The 17530-nt window shown below is 64.6% G+C and carries 15 protein-coding genes and 1 pseudogene; 8 read left to right on the forward strand and 8 right to left on the reverse strand.

Going from position 1 to position 17530, the window contains the following annotated elements:
* Positions 1 to 50: 50 nt before the first annotated feature.
* The 4 genes and pseudogenes from ACVMB1_RS30485 to ACVMB1_RS30500 all read left to right on the forward strand — a co-directional run bounded on the left by ACVMB1_RS30485 (position 51) and on the right by ACVMB1_RS30500 (position 2822).
* Positions 51 to 1109, forward strand: a complete 1059-nt coding sequence (locus ACVMB1_RS30485; RefSeq protein ID WP_141339768.1) for a polysaccharide deacetylase family protein — start codon at positions 51 to 53, stop codon at positions 1107 to 1109.
* 169 nt (positions 1110 to 1278) lie between these two features.
* A complete protein-coding gene (locus tag ACVMB1_RS30490; RefSeq protein WP_141339769.1) occupies positions 1279 to 2079 on the forward strand; it encodes an SDR family NAD(P)-dependent oxidoreductase in 801 nt (266 codons plus the stop codon).
* A 145-nt stretch (positions 2080 to 2224) separates the two neighbouring features.
* Positions 2225 to 2533: a type II toxin-antitoxin system RelB/DinJ family antitoxin gene (locus ACVMB1_RS30495; RefSeq protein ID WP_141339770.1), complete on the forward strand. Its 309-nt coding sequence runs from the start codon at positions 2225 to 2227 to the stop codon at positions 2531 to 2533.
* A pseudogene (locus ACVMB1_RS30500) lies at positions 2530 to 2822 on the forward strand (type II toxin-antitoxin system RelE/ParE family toxin). Before ACVMB1_RS30495 ends, ACVMB1_RS30500 begins: the two are co-directional and overlap by 4 nt.
* Before the next feature lie 201 nt (positions 2823 to 3023).
* Here the strand turns inward: ACVMB1_RS30500 and boxB are convergent.
* From boxB to ACVMB1_RS30520, 4 genes are all read right to left on the reverse strand, one after another.
* Positions 3024 to 4460, reverse strand: coding sequence for a benzoyl-CoA 2,3-epoxidase subunit BoxB (gene boxB, locus ACVMB1_RS30505; protein ID WP_200844636.1), 1437 nt, complete (start codon positions 4458 to 4460; stop codon positions 3024 to 3026).
* 21 nt (positions 4461 to 4481) lie between these two features.
* Positions 4482 to 6170 (reverse strand): 2,3-epoxybenzoyl-CoA dihydrolase, encoded by a 1689-nt coding sequence (boxC, locus tag ACVMB1_RS30510; protein ID WP_141339772.1) that lies wholly within the window; start codon positions 6168 to 6170, stop codon positions 4482 to 4484.
* A gap of 176 nt (positions 6171 to 6346) precedes the next feature.
* On the reverse strand, positions 6347 to 7156 hold the full coding sequence (locus tag ACVMB1_RS30515) for an alpha/beta fold hydrolase (protein WP_057019462.1): 810 nt from the start codon (positions 7154 to 7156) through the stop codon (positions 6347 to 6349).
* 164 nt (positions 7157 to 7320) lie between these two features.
* Positions 7321 to 8853, reverse strand: coding sequence for a benzoate-CoA ligase family protein (locus ACVMB1_RS30520; protein WP_057019463.1), 1533 nt, complete (start codon positions 8851 to 8853; stop codon positions 7321 to 7323).
* Positions 8854 to 8933: 80 nt separating this feature from the next.
* Between ACVMB1_RS30520 and ACVMB1_RS30525 the strand changes: the two genes are divergently transcribed.
* Positions 8934 to 9926 (forward strand): helix-turn-helix transcriptional regulator, encoded by a 993-nt coding sequence (locus ACVMB1_RS30525; protein ID WP_256521265.1) that lies wholly within the window; start codon positions 8934 to 8936, stop codon positions 9924 to 9926.
* A gap of 142 nt (positions 9927 to 10068) precedes the next feature.
* Here the strand turns inward: ACVMB1_RS30525 and ACVMB1_RS30530 are convergent, their stop codons facing one another.
* The gene (locus ACVMB1_RS30530; protein WP_141339773.1) at positions 10069 to 10854 is read right to left on the reverse strand and encodes an IclR family transcriptional regulator domain-containing protein; all 786 of its coding nucleotides are present in this window, start codon (positions 10852 to 10854) and stop codon (positions 10069 to 10071) included.
* A 125-nt stretch (positions 10855 to 10979) separates the two neighbouring features.
* Between ACVMB1_RS30530 and ACVMB1_RS30535 the strand changes: the two genes are divergently transcribed.
* Positions 10980 to 12338 carry an aromatic ring-hydroxylating dioxygenase subunit alpha gene (locus tag ACVMB1_RS30535; protein ID WP_141339774.1) on the forward strand — a complete coding sequence of 453 codons (1359 nt, stop codon included), beginning with the start codon at positions 10980 to 10982 and terminating at the stop codon, positions 12336 to 12338.
* A 187-nt stretch (positions 12339 to 12525) separates the two neighbouring features.
* Positions 12526 to 13962 carry a glutamine synthetase family protein gene (locus ACVMB1_RS30540; RefSeq protein WP_141339775.1) on the forward strand — a complete coding sequence of 479 codons (1437 nt, stop codon included), beginning with the start codon at positions 12526 to 12528 and terminating at the stop codon, positions 13960 to 13962.
* 131 nt (positions 13963 to 14093) lie between these two features.
* Here ACVMB1_RS30540 and ACVMB1_RS30545 read toward each other — a convergent pair whose 3' ends face one another.
* Complete coding sequence (locus ACVMB1_RS30545; RefSeq protein WP_057019466.1) at positions 14094 to 15191, reverse strand: enolase C-terminal domain-like protein; 1098 nt, start codon at positions 15189 to 15191, stop codon at positions 14094 to 14096.
* 121 nt (positions 15192 to 15312) lie between these two features.
* Between ACVMB1_RS30545 and ACVMB1_RS30550 the strand changes: the two genes are divergently transcribed.
* Positions 15313 to 15888 carry a TetR/AcrR family transcriptional regulator gene (locus ACVMB1_RS30550; RefSeq protein WP_057019467.1) on the forward strand — a complete coding sequence of 192 codons (576 nt, stop codon included), beginning with the start codon at positions 15313 to 15315 and terminating at the stop codon, positions 15886 to 15888.
* A 149-nt stretch (positions 15889 to 16037) separates the two neighbouring features.
* On the opposite strand, the gene ACVMB1_RS30555 is transcribed toward ACVMB1_RS30550, so the two are convergent.
* Positions 16038 to 16766 carry an ABC transporter ATP-binding protein gene (locus ACVMB1_RS30555; protein ID WP_076831018.1) on the reverse strand — a complete coding sequence of 243 codons (729 nt, stop codon included), beginning with the start codon at positions 16764 to 16766 and terminating at the stop codon, positions 16038 to 16040.
* A complete protein-coding gene (locus ACVMB1_RS30560) occupies positions 16759 to 17526 on the reverse strand; it encodes an ABC transporter ATP-binding protein (protein WP_057019469.1) in 768 nt (255 codons plus the stop codon). Before ACVMB1_RS30560 ends, ACVMB1_RS30555 begins: the two co-directional genes overlap by 8 nt.
* Positions 17527 to 17530: the final 4 nt, after the last annotated feature.

Here is a 17530-nt window from a genome sequence, read left to right on the forward strand (position 1 = left end):
GTCTTTCGCTAAGTTTGCCGCGGAATGCAAATCGGCCGGCCCGCGCCCTCATGAAACAACTCCGCAACACCGTGATCCGTGCCGGCATGGAGGCGTTGTATTTCTCGGGTGCGCATATCCTGCTGCGGCCGATCTTCGCCGGCGTCGGCGCCATCTTCATGCTGCACCACGTCCGCCCGCGGCGCGGCGACGCGTTCCAGCCGAACCATCATCTCGAGGTCACGCCGGACTTCCTGCGCGCGATGCTGACGCATCTGCGCGCGCTCGACGTCGACGTAATCAGCATCGACGAGGCGCATCGCCGTCTCGCCGAACGGAATTTCGCGCGGCGCTTCGCCTGCTTTACCTTCGACGACGGCTATCGCGACAACCGCGATTTCGCGCTGCCTGTGATGCGCGAGTTCGGCGCCCCGTTCACGGTCTATGTCGCGAGCGATTTCGCCGAGGGCTGCGGCAGATTGTGGTGGATCGCGCTGGAGCGGGTGATCGCGGCGGCGTCCGCGATCGAGGTGCCGATCGACGGCACCATGACGCGGATCGACACCGCGACAGCGCAGGCCAAGCGGACTGCCTTCGGCCGCATCCACGACTGGCTGCGTTCACTGCCCGGCGAGCAGGCGATGCAGGCCGAGATATCCGCGCTGTGCGCCCGTCACGGGGTCGACGAGACCGGCATCGCGCGCGAGCTCTGCATGTCCTGGGACGAGTTGCGCGGCTTCGCCGAGGATCCGCTGGTGACGATCGGCGCGCACACCATCACCCATTGCAATCTCGCCAAGCAGAGCGAGACCATCGCATCGTTCGAGCTCGCGACCAGCCGGGCGCGGATCGAGGATGCGCTGCAGCGGCCGGCATTGCATCTCGCCTATCCCTATGGCGACCGGATCGCCGCCGGGCAGCGTGAATTCGCCCTCGCCCGGTCGATCGGCTTTCGGACCGCGGTGACGACGCGGCCCGGCATGCTGTTTCCCGAAAGCGCCGACCATCTGACTGCGTTGCAGCGGGTCTCGCTGAACGGCAATTACCAGGACGCGCGCCTGCTGCCGGTGCTGACATCAGGCGCCGCCACCGCAGTGTGGAACGGCTTTCGCCGCATCGACGCGGCGTAAGCTACTCTTCGTAGCCCGGATGCAGCGAAGCGCAATCCGGGACAGTCGCATCCGCGGATAGCATTTTGCCGGATTTCGCTCCGCTGCATCCGGGCTACCGATCCCTTCCCTCTCCTTGACTCGCTCCCCGGGCGCGCCCAGAACCACTGGCAACGCAATGGAGGAGCGCATGTTCAAGGATCTGTTCTCGCTGAAGGGCCGCGTCGCATTGGTGACCGGGGGATCGCGCGGCATCGGCAAGATGATCGCGGCCGGCTTCCTCGCGCAGGGTGCCGCCAGGGTCTACATCACCGCACGCAAGGCAGGTCCCTGCGAGGCGACCGCGCAGGAGCTGTCCGCCGCCTATGACGGCGAATGCATCGCGCTGCCGATCGACATCTCGACCGTCGAGGGCTGCGACAAGCTCGCGGGCGAGATCATCAAGCGCGAGCCGAAGCTCGACATCCTCGTCAACAATGCCGGCGCGGCCTGGGGCGCGGACTTCGACGAATTTCCGGAGAGCGGCTGGGACAAGGTGATGAACCTCAACGTCAAGTCGATCTTCTTCCTGACCAAGGCCCTGGCCAAGCCGCTGCGTGCGGCGGCGACGCACGACAGGCCGGGCAAGGTGATCAACATCGCCTCGATCGACGGCATCTTCGTCAACCCGATGGAGACCTATTCCTATGCCGCCAGCAAGGCTGCGGTGATCCATCTGACGCGCCGCATGGCGACCCGCCTGATCAAGGACAACATCAACGTCACCGCGATCGCGCCCGGCGCCTTCAAGTCGGACATGAACCGCGCCGCGCGCGACCACGCCGACGAGGTCGCCAAGCGCGTGCCGGCGAAGCGCGTCGGCACCGACGAGGATATGGCGGGTACCGCAATCTATCTCGCCTCGCGCGCCGGCGACTATGTCGTGGGCAACACCGTCGCGGTTGATGGCGGCGTGGTCTATGCGACGGCAGGGCTAGAGATCGCGGGCTAAGCGGCCGCGCGACCGACCTACGGCAACGGCTCCGCCGAAGGGCGGGGCCGTTTTTGTCGCTGGCTCACCGCTTCCATAGGGCTGTGACGCCTCTGGCGCGTGTCATTCAAATGCATTACATTGGATGCGAGTGAAGGAGATCGCTATGGCTTCGAATGCCCTGGTCCAAACCCGCATCGATGCGGACGTAAAGGAAAAGGCCACCGAGGTTCTGGAGAACATGGGCCTCACGGTATCCGACGCCGTGCGGATTCTGCTGACACGCACGGCCAATGAAGGAATGCTTCCACTGGAACTCGTGAGCAACAGCCAGGCTTACGACAGCTGGTTTCGCGAGAAGGTGCACCAGGCGTTGGCGGATGCCCGGCCCGGTCTCGATGATTCCGAGGTCGAAGCGCATTTCGCGCAACGCCGCGCCGCCGCGCTTCGAAAAGCGACAGGGCGTAAGCGGTGAAACTCGTCTGGTCGCGCTTCGCGTTATCCGATCGCGACGACATTTTCAGCTACATCGAGGCCGAGAATCCTCGCGCGGCGGTCCATGTTGACGAACAGATTGCCGATGCTGCGCGGCGCCTGCTCGACTTTCCTGTGGCCGGCCCGGGCGTGTTGCCGGCACGCGCGAGTTGGTCATCCCGCGCACACCTTATGTCACGGCGCACCTTGTTGACGGTGAGACTGTTCGCATCTTGCGCGTGCTTCACGGTGCGCAGATGTGGCCCGACGAACCTACAAATGACGATTGAGGCCGCGCCTCCGTACCGGCATCTGACCAAAAAGAAAGGGACGAGCCCCGGGACCTTTTCGGCTCGCCCCCTTCCTGTTCTCTCCCTGCGGAAAGAAACTGTTAGGTCACGATGCGATTTTCGCATCATGACCTATCCGTTGTTTGAGCATGATCTCTTCGGAAAACCGCTTCACACTTTTCCGGATCATGCTCGCGCCGATCAGCTCTCGATCCTCACATACTCGAAGTCGCCCGGCTTGTTGTCGATGCCGACCTTGGGCGGCGAGATCCAGGAGGCGAACTGGCCGGGTTCGGTCACCGGTTTCATCAGCGAGGCGATGAAGTCGCCGTCCGCGGTCGACGGCAGCCAGTCGTTCTTGCGCTTGGCCCAGGTGGCGTCGTCGATCAAGAGGCCATCGGGCGTCGCATGGACGTCCTTGAACTCGCCGATCTGGCGGTGGAAGGCAGTGTTCGGCACCGCGAGCTTGTAGTCGATGCCGGCGGTCGAGATCACCTTGTTCCAGCGCAGCATGCCCTTGACGCAATCCTGCGTGTAGTCGTCGCGCAGCCGCATGTTGAGCGCGGTCAGCGCCGGCTCGTCGACCATCTTAATCTGGCCGTCCACCATCTTCATGACCGGATAGGTCGAGCTCTTGAGCTGGTGGTCGTCGTCGATCGTGGTCTCCTTGTAGCGGCCTTTGATGCCGGCGTTGAAGGCATTGGCCGCGTTGGTCGACACTTCCGAGCCGAACAAATCGAGCGACAGCGAATAATGCAGGTTCAGCTTCTTCTGGATGGTCGGCAGGTCGATCACGCCAAGCGCGCGGATCTTGGCGATGTCGTTCGGATCGATGATGCCGGCTTCCTTCATCGCATCGCAGGTGCGCTGCACGACGCGGGTGATGCCGGTCTCGCCGACGAACATGTGGTGGGCTTCCTCGGTCAGCATGAAGCGGCAGGTGCGCGACAGCGGATCGAAGCCCGACTGCGCCAGCGAGTGCAGCTGCATCTTGCCGTCGCGGTCGGTGAAGTAGGTGAACATGAAGAACGACAGCCAGTCCGGCGTCGCCTCGTTGAAGGCCCCTAGCATGCGCGGAGAATCCGCGTCGCCCGAGCGGCGGCGCAACAAATCATCGGCCTCCTCGCGGCCGTCGCGGCCGAAATACTTCTGCAGCAGATAAACCATCGCCCAGAGATGGCGGCCTTCCTCGACATTGACCTGGAACAGGTTGCGCATGTCGTAGAGCGAGGGCGCGGTCTTGCCGAGATGGCGCTGCTGCTCGACCGAGGCCGGCTCGGTGTCGCCCTGGATCACGATCAGGCGGCGCAGCATGGCGCGGTGCTCACCGGGGACTTCCTGCCAGGCCGGCTTGCCATAGTCCTCGCCGAACGGAATGACGCGGTTCTCTTCCTGCGGCGCGAGCAAGATGCCCCAGCGATATTCGGGCATCCGCACGTAGTCGAACTTGGCCCAGCCGCGCGGATCGACCGAATAGGCGGTGCGCAGATAGACCAGCGATTCCTGGAAGCCGTCCGGACCCATGTCGCTCCACCAGTCCATGTAGCCGGGGTGCCAGCCTTCCAGCGCCTTGAGCACCTGGCGGTCCTCGGCGAGATTCACATTGTTCGGAATCTTGGTCGAGTAATCGACGTTCATGATGTTCATGGCCGTGCTCCCTTAAACTCGCGTCATGTCGAATTGCGCCTTCTGGCCGGTGCCGTAGCGGCGCAGTGCGCCGTCCTCACCGACCGCGTTCGGCCGCTGGAATATCCAGTTCTGCCACGCCGTGAGGCGGGAGAAGATCTTCGATTCCATGGTCTCCGGGCCGACGAAGCGCAGATTGGCTTCCATGCCGGTGAGACCGTCGGGCGAGAACGAGGTGCGCTCCTCGAAGAACACGCGGACCTCGTCGTCCCAGTCGATGTCGTCGAGCGCGAAGGTGACGAGACCGACCTCCTCGGCCTCCTCCGCGTCGAGCGCCTTGCCGATCGAGCCTTGCGCGCGCTCCAGATCCGACGGATCGGCCTGGAAGCGCGATTGCAGCCGGGTCAGGCCGTGGCTCATCGGATAGGGCCCGAAATTCATCGCCGTCAGCTCGATCGCCGGCGGCGGACGGTTGTCGCCCTGCTTCTGGCCGATCAGCATGTAGGAGCGGTCGGCGGCGAACACGAGCTCGGCCAGCGTGCCGACGAAGCAGGAGCCGGGCTCGACCAGCGTCACCAGCGTGCGCGAGGTGACGTCGATGCGCTTGAGCACGCGCTTCCAGTAATGCCTGACCTCGTTGACCAGCCAGTGCGCCTTGTTGGCCTCCAGGAACGCATCATAGGACACGACATTGGCGCGGTCGCCATGGCTCTTGAACACCAGCATCGCGATCTCGAGCTCGTTGATGCGCAGATGCAGGATCGCGTCATCGAGCTCGCGGGCGACCTGCAGCGGCCAGAACGCAGCGCCCTGCGCGATCATGCCGTCGATGTCGGCGGGCGCCGTGGTTTCCGGCGCCTTGATCGAGATGGTGGCGATGCGCGCCGCGCGATCGATGTCGACGCTGACGAAGCCATAGCGGATGGCGCTGTCGTCGATGGTGCGCGTCAGCGGCGCCAGCGCGATGCCTTTGCCGGCGCCGTTGCGCTTCGACTTCGCGGCGAATTCCTTGACGCGCTCGGCCAGCTTGCCCTCGAGCTTGGAGTTCGGCGCGATCTCGTCGACCAGGCGCCAGGAAACGGCGCGCTTGCCCTTGATGCCTTCCTCGATGGTGCAGAAGAAATCGGCATGGTCGCGGCGCACCTTGCGCTTGTCGACGACGCGCGTGAGCCCGCCGGTGCCCGGCAGCACCGCGAGCAGCGGCACTTCCGGCAGCGCGACGGCGGCAGCGCCGTCGTCGGCCATCATGATGTGGTCGGTCGCGAGCGCCAGTTCATAGCCGCCGCCGGCCGCGGTACCGTTGACGACGGTGATGAAGCTCTGCCCGGAATTCTCGCTGGAGTCTTCCAGGCCGTTGCGGGTCTCGTTGGTGAATTTGCAGAAGTTGACCTTGTGGGCATGGGTCGAGCCCGCCAGCATGCGGATGTTGGCGCCGGCGCAGAACACCCGGTTCTTGCCCGAGCGCATCACCACCACCTTGACCTCGGGATGCTCGAAGCGCAGCCGCTGCACGGCGTCGGCAAGCTCGATGTCGACGCCGAGGTCATAGGAATTGAGCTTGAGCTGGTAGCCTTCGAACAGGCCGGCGTTCTCGTCGACGTCCATGGTCAGCGTCGCGACGTCGCCCGCAGCGTCGAGCTTCCAGTGTCGGTAGCGCGACGGGTCGGTCTGGAAGTCGATGTACTTCGCCCCGCCTGCAAGGACGCGCTCGTCACCAGCCATGGGCCACCCTTATCTGTTGTCTTGCTGTTGTTCGTTTGAAGGTTCGTCGTCGAGGTCTTCATGCACAATAATGCATGTTTTTGATCTGGTCTAGTTCAAAACGCAAAAACATGCATTTTGTTTCATGTTCACGAAATTCACTCGCTCGGCCAATGACCTGGCATCGGCACCAAAGGTCAGGCCGCCAGTGCCGGGTCGTCGCGCAGCGCCGCTTTGGCGAATTCGGCGACCGCCTCGAGCGTCACCGCGGGCGCCTCGCGATGCGGCGAATGGCCGGCACCATCGATGGCCGTGACATCGACCGGGCAGTAGCACTCCTCCTGGGCGATCTCGACCTGGCGCATGGTGCCGTACTGGTCGGCCGCGCCCTGCACGATCAGCACGGGCACGCGGATATAGGCGAGATAGTCGGAGATATCCCAGTCGCGGAATGCCGGATCGAGCCAGGCGCCGTTCCAGCCATAAAAGGCGTTGTCGACATCCTTGTGCCAGCGCGCCAGCTTCTCCTTCAGATTGGTGGTCTCGTATGCGGTCTTGATCTCGGCGATCGACTTCACCGAAATGTCCTCGACGATGAAGTGCGGCGCCAGCAGCGCCAGGCCGTGCAGGCGATGATCCTGTTGCGCGCCGGCATAGATCGCGGCAATCGACGCGCCGTCGGAATGACCGAGCAGCAAGCCGCGGCGGAACCCGATCCGATCGAGCAGCTTCGGCAGCACGTCGAGCGCCTCGCGGTGCATGTAGTCGACCGGACGCGGCAGCTTCGCCGGCGACGAGGCGCCATAACCCGCGCGCGAATAGGCGAACACGCCGGCGCCGGTCGCCGCCTGCAGCTTCTCGGGGAAGTCGCCCCACAGCCCGACCGAGCCGAGGCCTTCATGGAGCATCACGATGGTCGGCGCCGCGTCCGGCGAGGGACCGATCATGCGGTATTCGAGCTCGGCGCCGTCGATGCTGAGGAAGCCGGAGGGTTTCAAGTTTGTCATGGTAGGCCTTCCTCATCGTCGTCCCGGCGAAAGCCGGGACCCATAACCACAGGCGTTAGTTGTTGCGCAAAGCTGTTGAACAGCGTCTCTCGAAACGAAGGCCGCGGCGTATGGGTCCCGGCTCCCGTGCGCAATTGCGCACTAGGCCGGGACGACGCGGGGAGCTAGTGCTCGTGTTCCCGCAATTTGAACCGCTGGATCTTTCCGGTCGCCGTCTTCGGCAGATTGTCGACCACATCGATCCAGCGCGGATATTTCCACGGGCCGATCTTCTGCTTGACGTGCTCCTTCAGCGCCTCGTGCAGGCCGGCGACTGAACTGTCGGGCCGCAGCACGACATACGCCTTCGGCTTGAGCAGCCCTTCCGGATCGGCCTCCGGCACGACCGCCGCCTCCAGCACCGCGGGATGGGTGATCAGCGCGCTCTCGACCTCGAACGGTGACACCCAGATGCCGGAGACCTTGAACATGTCGTCGGCGCGGCCGCAGAAGGTGTAGCGGCCGTCGGCATCGCGCGTGTATTTGTCGCCGGTGCGGGTCCAGGCGCCCTCGAAGGTGGCGCGGCTCTTGGCCCGTTGATTCCAGTAGCTCTCGCCGGCCGAGGGCGCATCGACCAAGAGTTCGCCGACCTCGCCGTCCGCGACGTCGGCGCCGGCCTCATTGACCAGCCTCACCTTGTAGCCGGGCACCGGACGGCCGGACGAGCCGTATTTGATGTCGCCGGGCGCGTTCGACAGGAAGATGTGCAACAGCTCGGTCGAGCCGACGCCGTCGAGGATGTCGACGCCGAACCGCGTCTTCCAGGCATTGCCGACCGACTCCGGCAGCGCCTCGCCGGCCGAGGTGCAGACGCGCAGGCGATTGCCGCCGGACTGCGCCTTGGTCGCCTCGTCGTTCAGCATCGCCGCGAACAGGGTCGGCACGCCGAAGAAGATGCTGGGATGATATTTGTTCATCAGCGCGAACATCACCGCCGGCGTCGGCCGCTCGGAGTTCAACACCGTGGTGGCGCCGACCGACATCGGGAAGGTCAGCGCATTGCCGAGCCCGTAGGCGAAGAACAGCTTGGCCGCCGACAGGCCGACATCATCCTCGCGGATCCCGAGCACCTGCTTGGCGTAGGTCTCCGCGGTCGCCGCGAGATTGGAATGCAGATGGCGCACGCCCTTCGGCATGCCGGTGGAGCCCGACGAATAGAGCCAGAATGCCGGCTCGTCGGCATGGGTCGGCGCGGTGGCGAACACGTCGCTCTCGCGCGCGATCTCATCGGACAGCTTCTTATGGCCATGCGCATCCTTGCCGGAGACCACGACATGCTCGAGGTCGGGCATGCGCGCGATGATGTCCTTCACGACCGGCAGCAGCGCTTCCGACACGAACAGCACGCGGGCGCGGCAATCACCGAGGATGTAGGCGTATTGCTCCGCAGTCAGCAGCGTGTTGAGCGGCACCGGCACCACGCCGGCGCGGATCGCGCCGAGGAACACGATCGGGAAATCGACCGTGTCCAGCATGATCATGGCGACCCGCTCTTCGCGGCGGACGCCGAGCTGGCGCAGCATGTTGCCGACGCGGCGGGTCTGCTGCTGCAACTGGCCATAGGTGATTTGCGACACCGTATCGTCGAACACGACCTTGTCGCCGCGGCCTTCATCGACGTTGCGGTCGAGCAGCCAGGAGACCGCGTTGTAAGTCATGCTCCGCTCCTCGGACCCGGACGTGCCACGCTTCCCTCTCCTGTGAATTTAAGAATTATAATTCATACAAAGCCACCACGTTGGCTTGCTGTCAATCCTTATCGGCACTATGTTTCCTAGAACCTCGGTCTGATTCAGTCAGGACCGCGCGTCGCACAGGGATCATGACCGCAGCCAACGACCCGGAAACCGACTTCCTTGAACAGCTCGGCCAGCGCGTGCGCACGATGCGCGCCCTGCGCGGCATGTCGCGCAAGGTGCTCGCCAAGGTTTCCGGCATTTCCGAACGCTACATCGCCCAGCTCGAGAGCGGCAAAGGCAATGTCTCGATCGTGCTGCTGCGCCGTGTCGCAGGCGCAATGGGCGCGCATCTCGAGGACCTGATCCCGTCCAGCGAGCCCGTGCCGGACTGGGCCGTGATCCGCGATCTCTTGCGCAAGGCGTCGCCCAACCAGATCGCGCAGGCCAAGGACATGCTCGCCGGCAGCAGCCCGTTGGCGCCGCGGCGCGCCTCGTTCTCCGGCATTGCGCTGATCGGCCTGCGCGGCGCCGGCAAGACCACGCTCGGCCGGATGCTGGCGAAGAAGATCGGCTGGAGCTTTGTCGAGCTCAACAAGGAGATCGAGGCGCAGAACGGCCTCTCGGTCGCCGAGATCATCGCGCTGTACGGCCAGGAAGGCTTCCGCCGCATGGAGCAGGCCGCGCTGACGCAGCTGTTGGCGCGCAAGGAATTGATGGTGCTGGCGACCGGCGGCGGCATCGTCTCCGAGGCGCTGACCTTCGATTTGATCCTGTCGTCGTTCTACACGATCTGGCTGAAGGCCGAGCCGGAGGAGCACATGGCGCGCGTGCGCCGCCAAGGCGATCTGCGCCCGATGGCCGACGACCGCTCGGCGATGGCGGAATTGCGCAACATCCTGGTCAGCCGCGAGCCGCTCTACGCCCGCGCATCGGCGGTGGTCGACACCGCCGGCCTCTCGGTCGACGCCGCCGCCGCGCGGCTGATCGATTCCGTGCGGCCGGTACTGCAGAACGAGGCGCGCTCGTTCGGTCTGCGCAGCGTGGCGCTGTAATCTCACAGCACAAAAAGAAACACTACCCCCGTCATTGCGAGCGAAGCGAAGCAATCCATCTCTCCGCGCGCGTGGATGCATGGATTGCTTCGTCGCTATCGCTCCTCGCAATGACGAAAATCGTCAGCGAAGTTGGACTACCTTAGAGCAGCCGGCTCTTCACATCATCAGCACCATCCCGCAGCAGCGGCAGGAAGCGGTCAATCAATTCCTGCATCGGTACGCGATCGACATGCGCGCCCATGTTGATTGCGGCGACGATGGTGCCGTCGTAGCGGCGCACCGGCACCGAGATGGAGCGGAAATGCGGCTCGGCCTCGCGGTCGACGAGGGAATAGCCCTGCGCGCGGTCGGTGACGATGGTGGCGAGCAGCTTCTTCGGATCGGTCGTGGTCTGCGGCGTCACCGGATCGCGGCGCATCGCCTTCAGCCGCGTCGCGAGCTCGGCATCAGTGAGGCGGCCGAGCATGGTGCGGCCGACCGAGGTGCAGAACGCTGGCAGCCGGTAGCCGATGTCGAGACCGGCGGAGAACACGCGCGTCGGGCTCGAGCGCGCCACGAACACGACGTCGTCGCCGTCGAGCAAGGCGAGCGAGGCGATCTCCTGTGCCGCGCTCGCGATGCGATCGAGCACCGGCTGCAGCACCGTCACCACCTGGTTGGATTGCAGGAACGAGCCCGCGAGCGTCAGCACATGCGGCGTCAGCGTGAACAGCTTGCCGTCGGTGGCAACGAAGCCGCCATGCGCCAGCGTGAACACGATGCGGCGCGCGGTGGCGCGCGGCAGATCGGCGGCGCGCGCGAGGTCGCTCAGCGTCGCCGGACCCGACACGGTGCCGAACACCTGCAACAGGCGCAGGCCGCGATCGAGCGCCTCGACGAAGTCGGTGGCGCGCTCGTCCTGGTCGGTCCGCTTCAGCTTGGGCATGGCGTTTTCAGGTTGGGCTTTGGCTTTGAACGGTTCAAAAATTGCGCTTGCTGTCCAAAACAGACATGGCATAATTCGCACATTCGTTCAATAGGCGAACAAATCCAAATCCGGGAGACGCCGCCATGATGAGCCAGGAAGCGAACGATCTGATCACCCGCACCGGGCGCAAGGACCCGTGCGGCAAGCTGATGCGGAGCTACTGGCAGCCGGCGGCGCTGGTGGACGAATTGGACGGGCCGCGCCCGGTACGACCGGTGCGGCTGCTCGGCGAGAACCTGGTGCTGTTCCGCGGCGAGGACGGAAGCTACGGGCTGATCGATCGCCACTGCGCGCATCGCGGCGCCGATCTCGCCTTCGGCCGGCTCGAGCATGGCGGGCTGCGCTGCGCCTTCCACGGCTGGCTATTCGACACGTCAGGCCAGTGCATCGAGACGCCGGCGGAGCCGGCCGGTTCGCAGCTGTGCAAGGGCATCAGGCAGCGTTCCTATCCCGTGGTCGAGAAGAGCGGCATCCTGTGGGCCTGGCTCGGCGAAGGCGCCCCGCCCGCCTTTCCGGAGCTCGACTGCTTCGTTGCGCCCGGAAGCCATACGTTTGCGTTCAAGGGCCACATGAACTGCAACTGGCTGCAGGCGCTCGAGGTCGGCATCGATCCGGCGCACGCCTCCTTTCTGCATCGCTTCTTCGAGGACGAGGACACCTCGGCGGCTTACGGCAAGCAGTTCCGCGGCGCCTCGGCCGGCAGCGACATGCCGATGACCAAGATCCTGCGCGAATATGACCGGCCGATCATCAATGTCGAGCACACCGAATATGGCCTGCGCCTGATTGCGCTGCGCGAGCTCGACGCGGAGCGCACCCATGTGCGCGTCACCAACCAGCTGTTCCCGCACGGCTTCGTCATCCCGATGTCGACCGAGATGACGATCACGCAGTGGCACGTGCCGGTCGACGACGAGAACTGCTACTGGTACGCGATCTTCACCAGCTATGCGGCGCCGGTCGACAAGCAGAAGATGCGCGACCAGCGGCTCGAGCTCTATACGCTGCCGGACTACAAGTCGCGCAAGAACAAGAGCAACGATTACGGCTTCGATCCGCACGAGCAGGCGACCGAGACCTATACCGGCATGGGCACCGACATCAATGTCCACGACCAGTGGGCAGTGGAGTCGATGGGGGCGATTCAGGACCGCACCAACGAGCATCTCGGCCAGAGCGACAAGGCGATCGTGCAGTACCGCCGCCTGCTGCGGCAGGAGATCGAGAAGGTCTCCGGCGGCGAGAAGCCGATGCTGTTCCTCGACGACGCCTCCGCGCGCAGTATCCAGGGCCCGGCCACGATGGACGGCATCGGCCCGACCCAGGGCTGGGAGCTCTACTGGATGGAAGTCGACGTCAAGCGCCGCCGCGGCGCACCATGGGCAGCTCCCGTGCCGCGCGAGATCGCCGGCAAGGTGCATCATCTGACGGCGGCGGAGTGAAGATGGTATCAATGGCTCCGCATTGTATCCTTCACCTCGCCCCGCTTGCGGGGAGAGGTCGGATCGCGTTAGCGATCCGGGTGAGGGGGTACAGGTCTATCGGCATATCGAGTCGGCGGAGAGAGCCCCTCACCCCGACCCTCTCCCCGCGAAGAGCGGGGCGAGGGAGAAGTGAAGGAGTGACGCGGTGAGCTTCGTCGAGCGTCACGGCCTGTGGTCGGATGAGCAGAAGGAGGCCGCACAACGCCTCCGCCGCATCGTCGAGGAGAAGAACCTCGAAGTCATCCGCCTGTCGTTCCCCGACCAGCACGGCATCCTGCGCGGCAAGACGCTGATCGCCGGCGAAGCGGTGCGCTCGCTGGAAAGCGGCTGCTCCATCACCACGACGATGCTCGCCAAGGACACCTCGCACAAGACGGTGTTTCCGGTGTTCACATCAGGCGGCGGCTTCGGCATGAAGGAGATGGAAGGCGCGGCCGACGTGCTGATGGTCGCCGACCCCACCACCTTCCGCGTGCTGCCTTGGGCGCAAAACACCGGCTGGCTGCTCTGCGACCTCTATTTCAGCGACGGCCGGCCGGTGCCGTTCGCGACCCGCAACCTCTATCGCAAGGTGCTCGATCAGCTCGCCGGCCGCGGCTACGATTTCGTCGCCGGCCTCGAGGTCGAATTCCACCTGTTCAAGCTCGACGACGCCCACATGGCGCCGGAGGATGCCGGCCAGCCCGGACGGCCGCCGTCGGTCAGCCTGCTATCGCACGGCTATCAATACCTCACCGAGCAGCGCTACGACCTGATGGAGCCGGCGCTCGAGATCATCCGCCGCGACATCATCGCGCTCGACCTGCCGTTGCGCTCGGTCGAGGTCGAATTCGGTCCGAGCCAGTGCGAATTCACTTTCGCACCGACTGTCGGTCTTGCGCCGGCCGACACCATGGTACTGTTTCGTTCGGCAGTGAAGCAGATCGCGCGCCGCCACGGCTATCACGCGACCTTCATGTGCCGGCCGAAACTGCCGAACGTGTTCGCGAGCGGCTGGCACCTGCACCAGTCGCTGGTGTCGCGCGCCAATGGCGAGAACGCCTTCATGGCCAAGGAGACCGGCGAGCCGCTCAGTGCGCTCGGCCGCGGCTGGCTCGCCGGCCTGATCGAGCACGCCCGGGCCTCGACCGTGTTCACGACGCCGACCATCAACGGCTACAAGCGCTACCGCTCCTATTCGCTGGCGCCGGACCGCGCGATCTGGGGCCGCGACAACCGCGGCGTGATGATCCGCGTGCTCGGCGGCGCCGGCGATCCGGCGACCCGGCTGGAGAACCGGATCGGCGAACCCGCCGCCAATCCCTATCTCTACATGGCAAGCCAGATCCTCTCCGGCCTCGACGGCGTCGACCGCAAGCTCGACCCCGGCCCGTCGGCCGACACGCCCTACGAGGCCAAGGCCGCGCTGTTGCCAAAGTCGCTGCGCGAGGCCGTGTTCGCGCTCAACGACGATCCGTTCTTCCGCCAGGCGCTCGGGCCGGAATTCGTGGACTATTACGTCTTCATCAAGAACGCGGAGATCGAACGCTTCCAGGCCGAGGTGTCGGACTGGGAGCACCGCGAATATTTCGAGATGTTTTGACGGAAGCGTCGGCGTAGGCGCTCCGCCGCTCTAGAGCATGATCCGGAAAAGTGTGAAGCGATTTTCCGCAAAGATCATGCTCAAACAAAGAGCTAAAGCGCGATGACGATTCAACCCAATCTCATCGCGCTTTAGACGCTTGCAAGGTGAGCCGCGACGGCCGCTTCGTTCCATTCCAGACCGACACCAGGCGTGTCGGGAATATGCAAAAGACCATCCTTGATTTCATACGGCCGTTCGAGAATCGGATCGGCCCAGTCCTGCCATTCCAACCAGTGAGCGGTCTCGGTTGCGCGCATGACGTGAGCGGCGACTTCCGGATAAAGATGCGTTGAGATGGGGATACCCGCGGCGCCGGCGATCGCAGCCGCCCGCATCCAGCCCGTCACTCCGCCGATACGCATGAAATCCGGCATCACCAGGTCGCAGGCCTTTCTCGCGATCGCCTTATGCATCTCCCTCGGACCATAGAAGTTCTCACCGATCTGGATCGGCGTCTTCAGCTCCGCCGCCAGTCGGGCGTGCCCGTCAAGATTGTCATAGACGACGGGCTCCTCGATCCAGTCGAGGCCATAGTCATCGATCGTATGGCACCGCTCGATGGCTTCGGCGAGATTTAGCCCCTGGTTGTAGTCCACCATCAAATGCATCCGATCCCCGACTGCTTTTCGAACGGCGTCAAGGGTCGTCAGATCCTCGCGCGGATCGCTTCTGCCGAGGCGCAATTTCAGGGCTGAGAACCCTCCTTCGTCGCGCAATTCCAAAGCGTCGGCCGCGACGGCGGCCGGCTCCTTCAGCCAAAGGCCGTTGCTATTGTAGGATCTCACGGCGCCGACCGTCGCCCCCAACAGCACGCACAGCGGCTTGTTTGCGGCTTTCGCCAACGCGTCCCACGCGGCCATGTCGAGGCCCGACGCCGCGATCATCGACAATCCCTCATAGCCGACAAAGTGAAGCGATTTGCGCGCCGCCTCGAACAACTCGACAGGCGCCACGCTCCGACCTCTGAGCAATTCGCCGAGATCATGCAACACCGGAACCAGATATCGCAGCGATTTCACGATGTAAGGCTCGAGATAGCCGCGCCCGACAATGCCCTCCTCCGTCACCAGATCGATGAGGACGAGCGGCCACTCCGATATCGTGACAATGCGCGCGACCACGGGCCGCTTCAGCTTCAGCACCACCGGACGAGCTTTGATCTCTCTGAGCGTCAATGAATCGGGCATGGCAATGGCTTTCGCAGCGCGAGGAAGCTGACTGGCGCGGGCCGAAAAATCCCGGAAGCCATTCCAATTGGTTTTTCAACCGATGTAAATTCACTACTCGGTATATTTAAGAGGTGACTGCATGGCGCGATCTGCAGAACCGACACGGCGGCGCATCCTTGCTGCCGCATACGTCCTTTTTCGCCAGCGCGGATACAGCCGCGTGAGCATGGACGAAATCGCATCGGCGACGAGGGTGACGAAGCGCACGCTCTACAACCATTTTCAAAGCAAGGATCAGCTGCTCGCCTTCGTGCTCGAAGCCCAGAACGAACTGGCCTTGGCCGCGTTCGCGACGTTCGGCGACAAGCTGTCCGGCTCGCCGGCGGCGATCATCGACGGCCTGTTCCGCGACCTGGCGGTCTGGGCGGACAGGCCGCGATGGGCCGGCTCGGGATTCACCAGGCTGGTCATCGAGTTGGCCGATCTCCCTGGCCATCCCGCACGCGCAATTGCGCGCCGGCACAAGGCCTTGCTCGAAACCCATCTCGGCGCGCTGCTGAAGCGGGCCGGTGTCCGCGACGCTCACCGCCGTGCGCGCGAGATCTGGCTGCTGTCCGAGGGCGCGATCTCCCTGATGCTGGTGCATGGCGATCGCGCCTATGCCGCAGCAGCGGCCGACGCAGCGAAACGACTGCTGCGAGGCTCTTCACGGTAAGCCGCGGCAGCCCGCCTCTCTGATCCGTCATCCTGAGGAGCGCGTAGCGCGTCTCGAAGGATGCACGGCCACCAGCCGGGCCATCGATCCTTCGAGACGCCTGCAACGCAGGCTCCTCAGGATGACGGCGATACGGCAATGCTTGCTGCTCAAATCCCCAGATACTTGTGCTGCAGATCCGGCTCGGCGATCAGCTCCTCGCTGGTGCCGCTCCACACGGTGCGGCCGCGCTCGATGATGTAATGGCGGTCGGCGATGCGGGCGAGGTTTCCGACGTTCTTGTCGATCACCAGCACCGACTGCCCGCGCTCCTTCAGCATCGACAGGCAGCTCCAGATCTCGTCGCGGATCAGGGGCGCAAGACCCTCGGTCGCCTCGTCGAGGATCAGCAATTTCGGATTGGTCATCAGCGCGCGGCCGATCGCCAGCATCTGCTGCTCGCCGCCCGACAGCGTGACGCCCATATTATTCGTGCGTTCGGCGAGCCGAGGAAACAGCGCGTGGATCTTGTCGATGGTCCACGGATCGGAGGCACTGAAGCGATTGCCCGACGCGGCGACGAGATTTTCGCGCACCGTGAGGTTGGGGAAGATCTGGCGGCCTTCCGGCACCAGGCCGATGCCGAGCTTTGCGATCTTGTAGGACGGCAGGCCGCGCACCGCCTCGCCGGCGAAGCGGATGGCGCCTGACCGCGCCGGCGTCAGGCCCATGATCGAGCGGATCGTCGTGGTCTTGCCCATGCCATTGCGGCCCATCAGCGCGACCATCTCGCCCGACTTGATCTTGAGCGACAGGCCGAACAGCACCTGGCTCAGCCCGTAGCAGGTCTCGATGCCATCCACTGCAAGCAAGGTTTCAGTCATTTTGGTCTCAGCCATGGCGCGTCACCGCATGCTGTTCGCCGAGATAGGCGCGCTTGACCTCGTCGTGCTTGCGGATCGCGTCCGGCACGTCGCAGGCGATGACGCGGCCATAAACCAAGACCGTGATGCGGTCGGCCAGCGCGAACACCGCCTCCATGTCGTGCTCGACCAGCACGATGGTGACTTCCTTGCGCAGCTCCTTCAGCAGCGCAACCATCCGCGTCGATTCGGTGACGCCGAGCCCGGCCATCGGCTCGTCCAGCAGCAACAGTTGCGGCCTGGTGGCGAGCGCGACCGCGAGCTCGAGCTCGCGCTGCTCGCCATGGCTCAACTGCGACACCACGATATCGGCGCGCGTGCCGAGGCCGACGCGCTCGAGCGCCGCGCGCGCGGCCTCGCGCAGATGCCGTTCCTTGCGCGCACTGCCCCAGAAGCGGAACGAGTGGCCGTCATGCGCCTGCGCCGCCAGCGCGACATTGTCGATCGCGGAAAAATCCTTCAGCAGCGAGGTGATCTGGAACGAGCGCGCCAGCCCGAGGCGGCTGCGCTTGTAGGACGGCAGGTTCGTGACGTCGCGGCCGGCGAAGCGGATGGTGCCGGAGTTCGGCATCACCTGTCCGGTGAGCTGGCTGATCAGCGTGGTCTTGCCGGCGCCGTTGGGGCCGATGATGGCGTGCAATTCGCCTGGCACCACCTCCATCGAGAGGTTGTCGGTCGCGGTGATGCCGCCGAAGCGGCGGACCAGATTGTCGACGCGGAGCAAGGGATCAGGCAAGGAA

The sequence above is a fragment of the Bradyrhizobium sp. USDA 4504 genome (genome assembly GCF_054063995.1).

Excerpts from the sequence above, each read along its gene's own strand:
- ACVMB1_RS30555 (WP_076831018.1), bottom strand. The coding sequence starts at position 16,766 with ATGGCTGAGACCAAAATGACTGAAACCTTGCTTGCAGTGGATGGCATC.
- ACVMB1_RS30485 (WP_141339768.1), top strand. The coding sequence starts at position 51 with ATGAAACAACTCCGCAACACCGTGATCCGTGCCGGCATGGAGGCGTTG.
- ACVMB1_RS30535 (WP_141339774.1), top strand. The coding sequence starts at position 10,980 with ATGATGAGCCAGGAAGCGAACGATCTGATCACCCGCACCGGGCGCAAG.
- ACVMB1_RS30550 (WP_057019467.1), top strand. The coding sequence starts at position 15,313 with ATGGCGCGATCTGCAGAACCGACACGGCGGCGCATCCTTGCTGCCGCA.
- ACVMB1_RS30490 (WP_141339769.1), top strand. The coding sequence starts at position 1,279 with ATGTTCAAGGATCTGTTCTCGCTGAAGGGCCGCGTCGCATTGGTGACC.
- ACVMB1_RS30515 (WP_057019462.1), bottom strand. The coding sequence starts at position 7,156 with ATGACAAACTTGAAACCCTCCGGCTTCCTCAGCATCGACGGCGCCGAG.
- ACVMB1_RS30530 (WP_141339773.1), bottom strand. The coding sequence starts at position 10,854 with ATGCCCAAGCTGAAGCGGACCGACCAGGACGAGCGCGCCACCGACTTC.
- ACVMB1_RS30545 (WP_057019466.1), bottom strand. The coding sequence starts at position 15,191 with ATGCCCGATTCATTGACGCTCAGAGAGATCAAAGCTCGTCCGGTGGTG.
- boxC (WP_141339772.1), bottom strand. The coding sequence starts at position 6,170 with ATGGCTGGTGACGAGCGCGTCCTTGCAGGCGGGGCGAAGTACATCGAC.
- ACVMB1_RS30495 (WP_141339770.1), top strand. The coding sequence starts at position 2,225 with ATGGCTTCGAATGCCCTGGTCCAAACCCGCATCGATGCGGACGTAAAG.
- ACVMB1_RS30520 (WP_057019463.1), bottom strand. The coding sequence starts at position 8,853 with ATGACTTACAACGCGGTCTCCTGGCTGCTCGACCGCAACGTCGATGAA.
- boxB (WP_200844636.1), bottom strand. The coding sequence starts at position 4,460 with ATGAACGTCGATTACTCGACCAAGATTCCGAACAATGTGAATCTCGCC.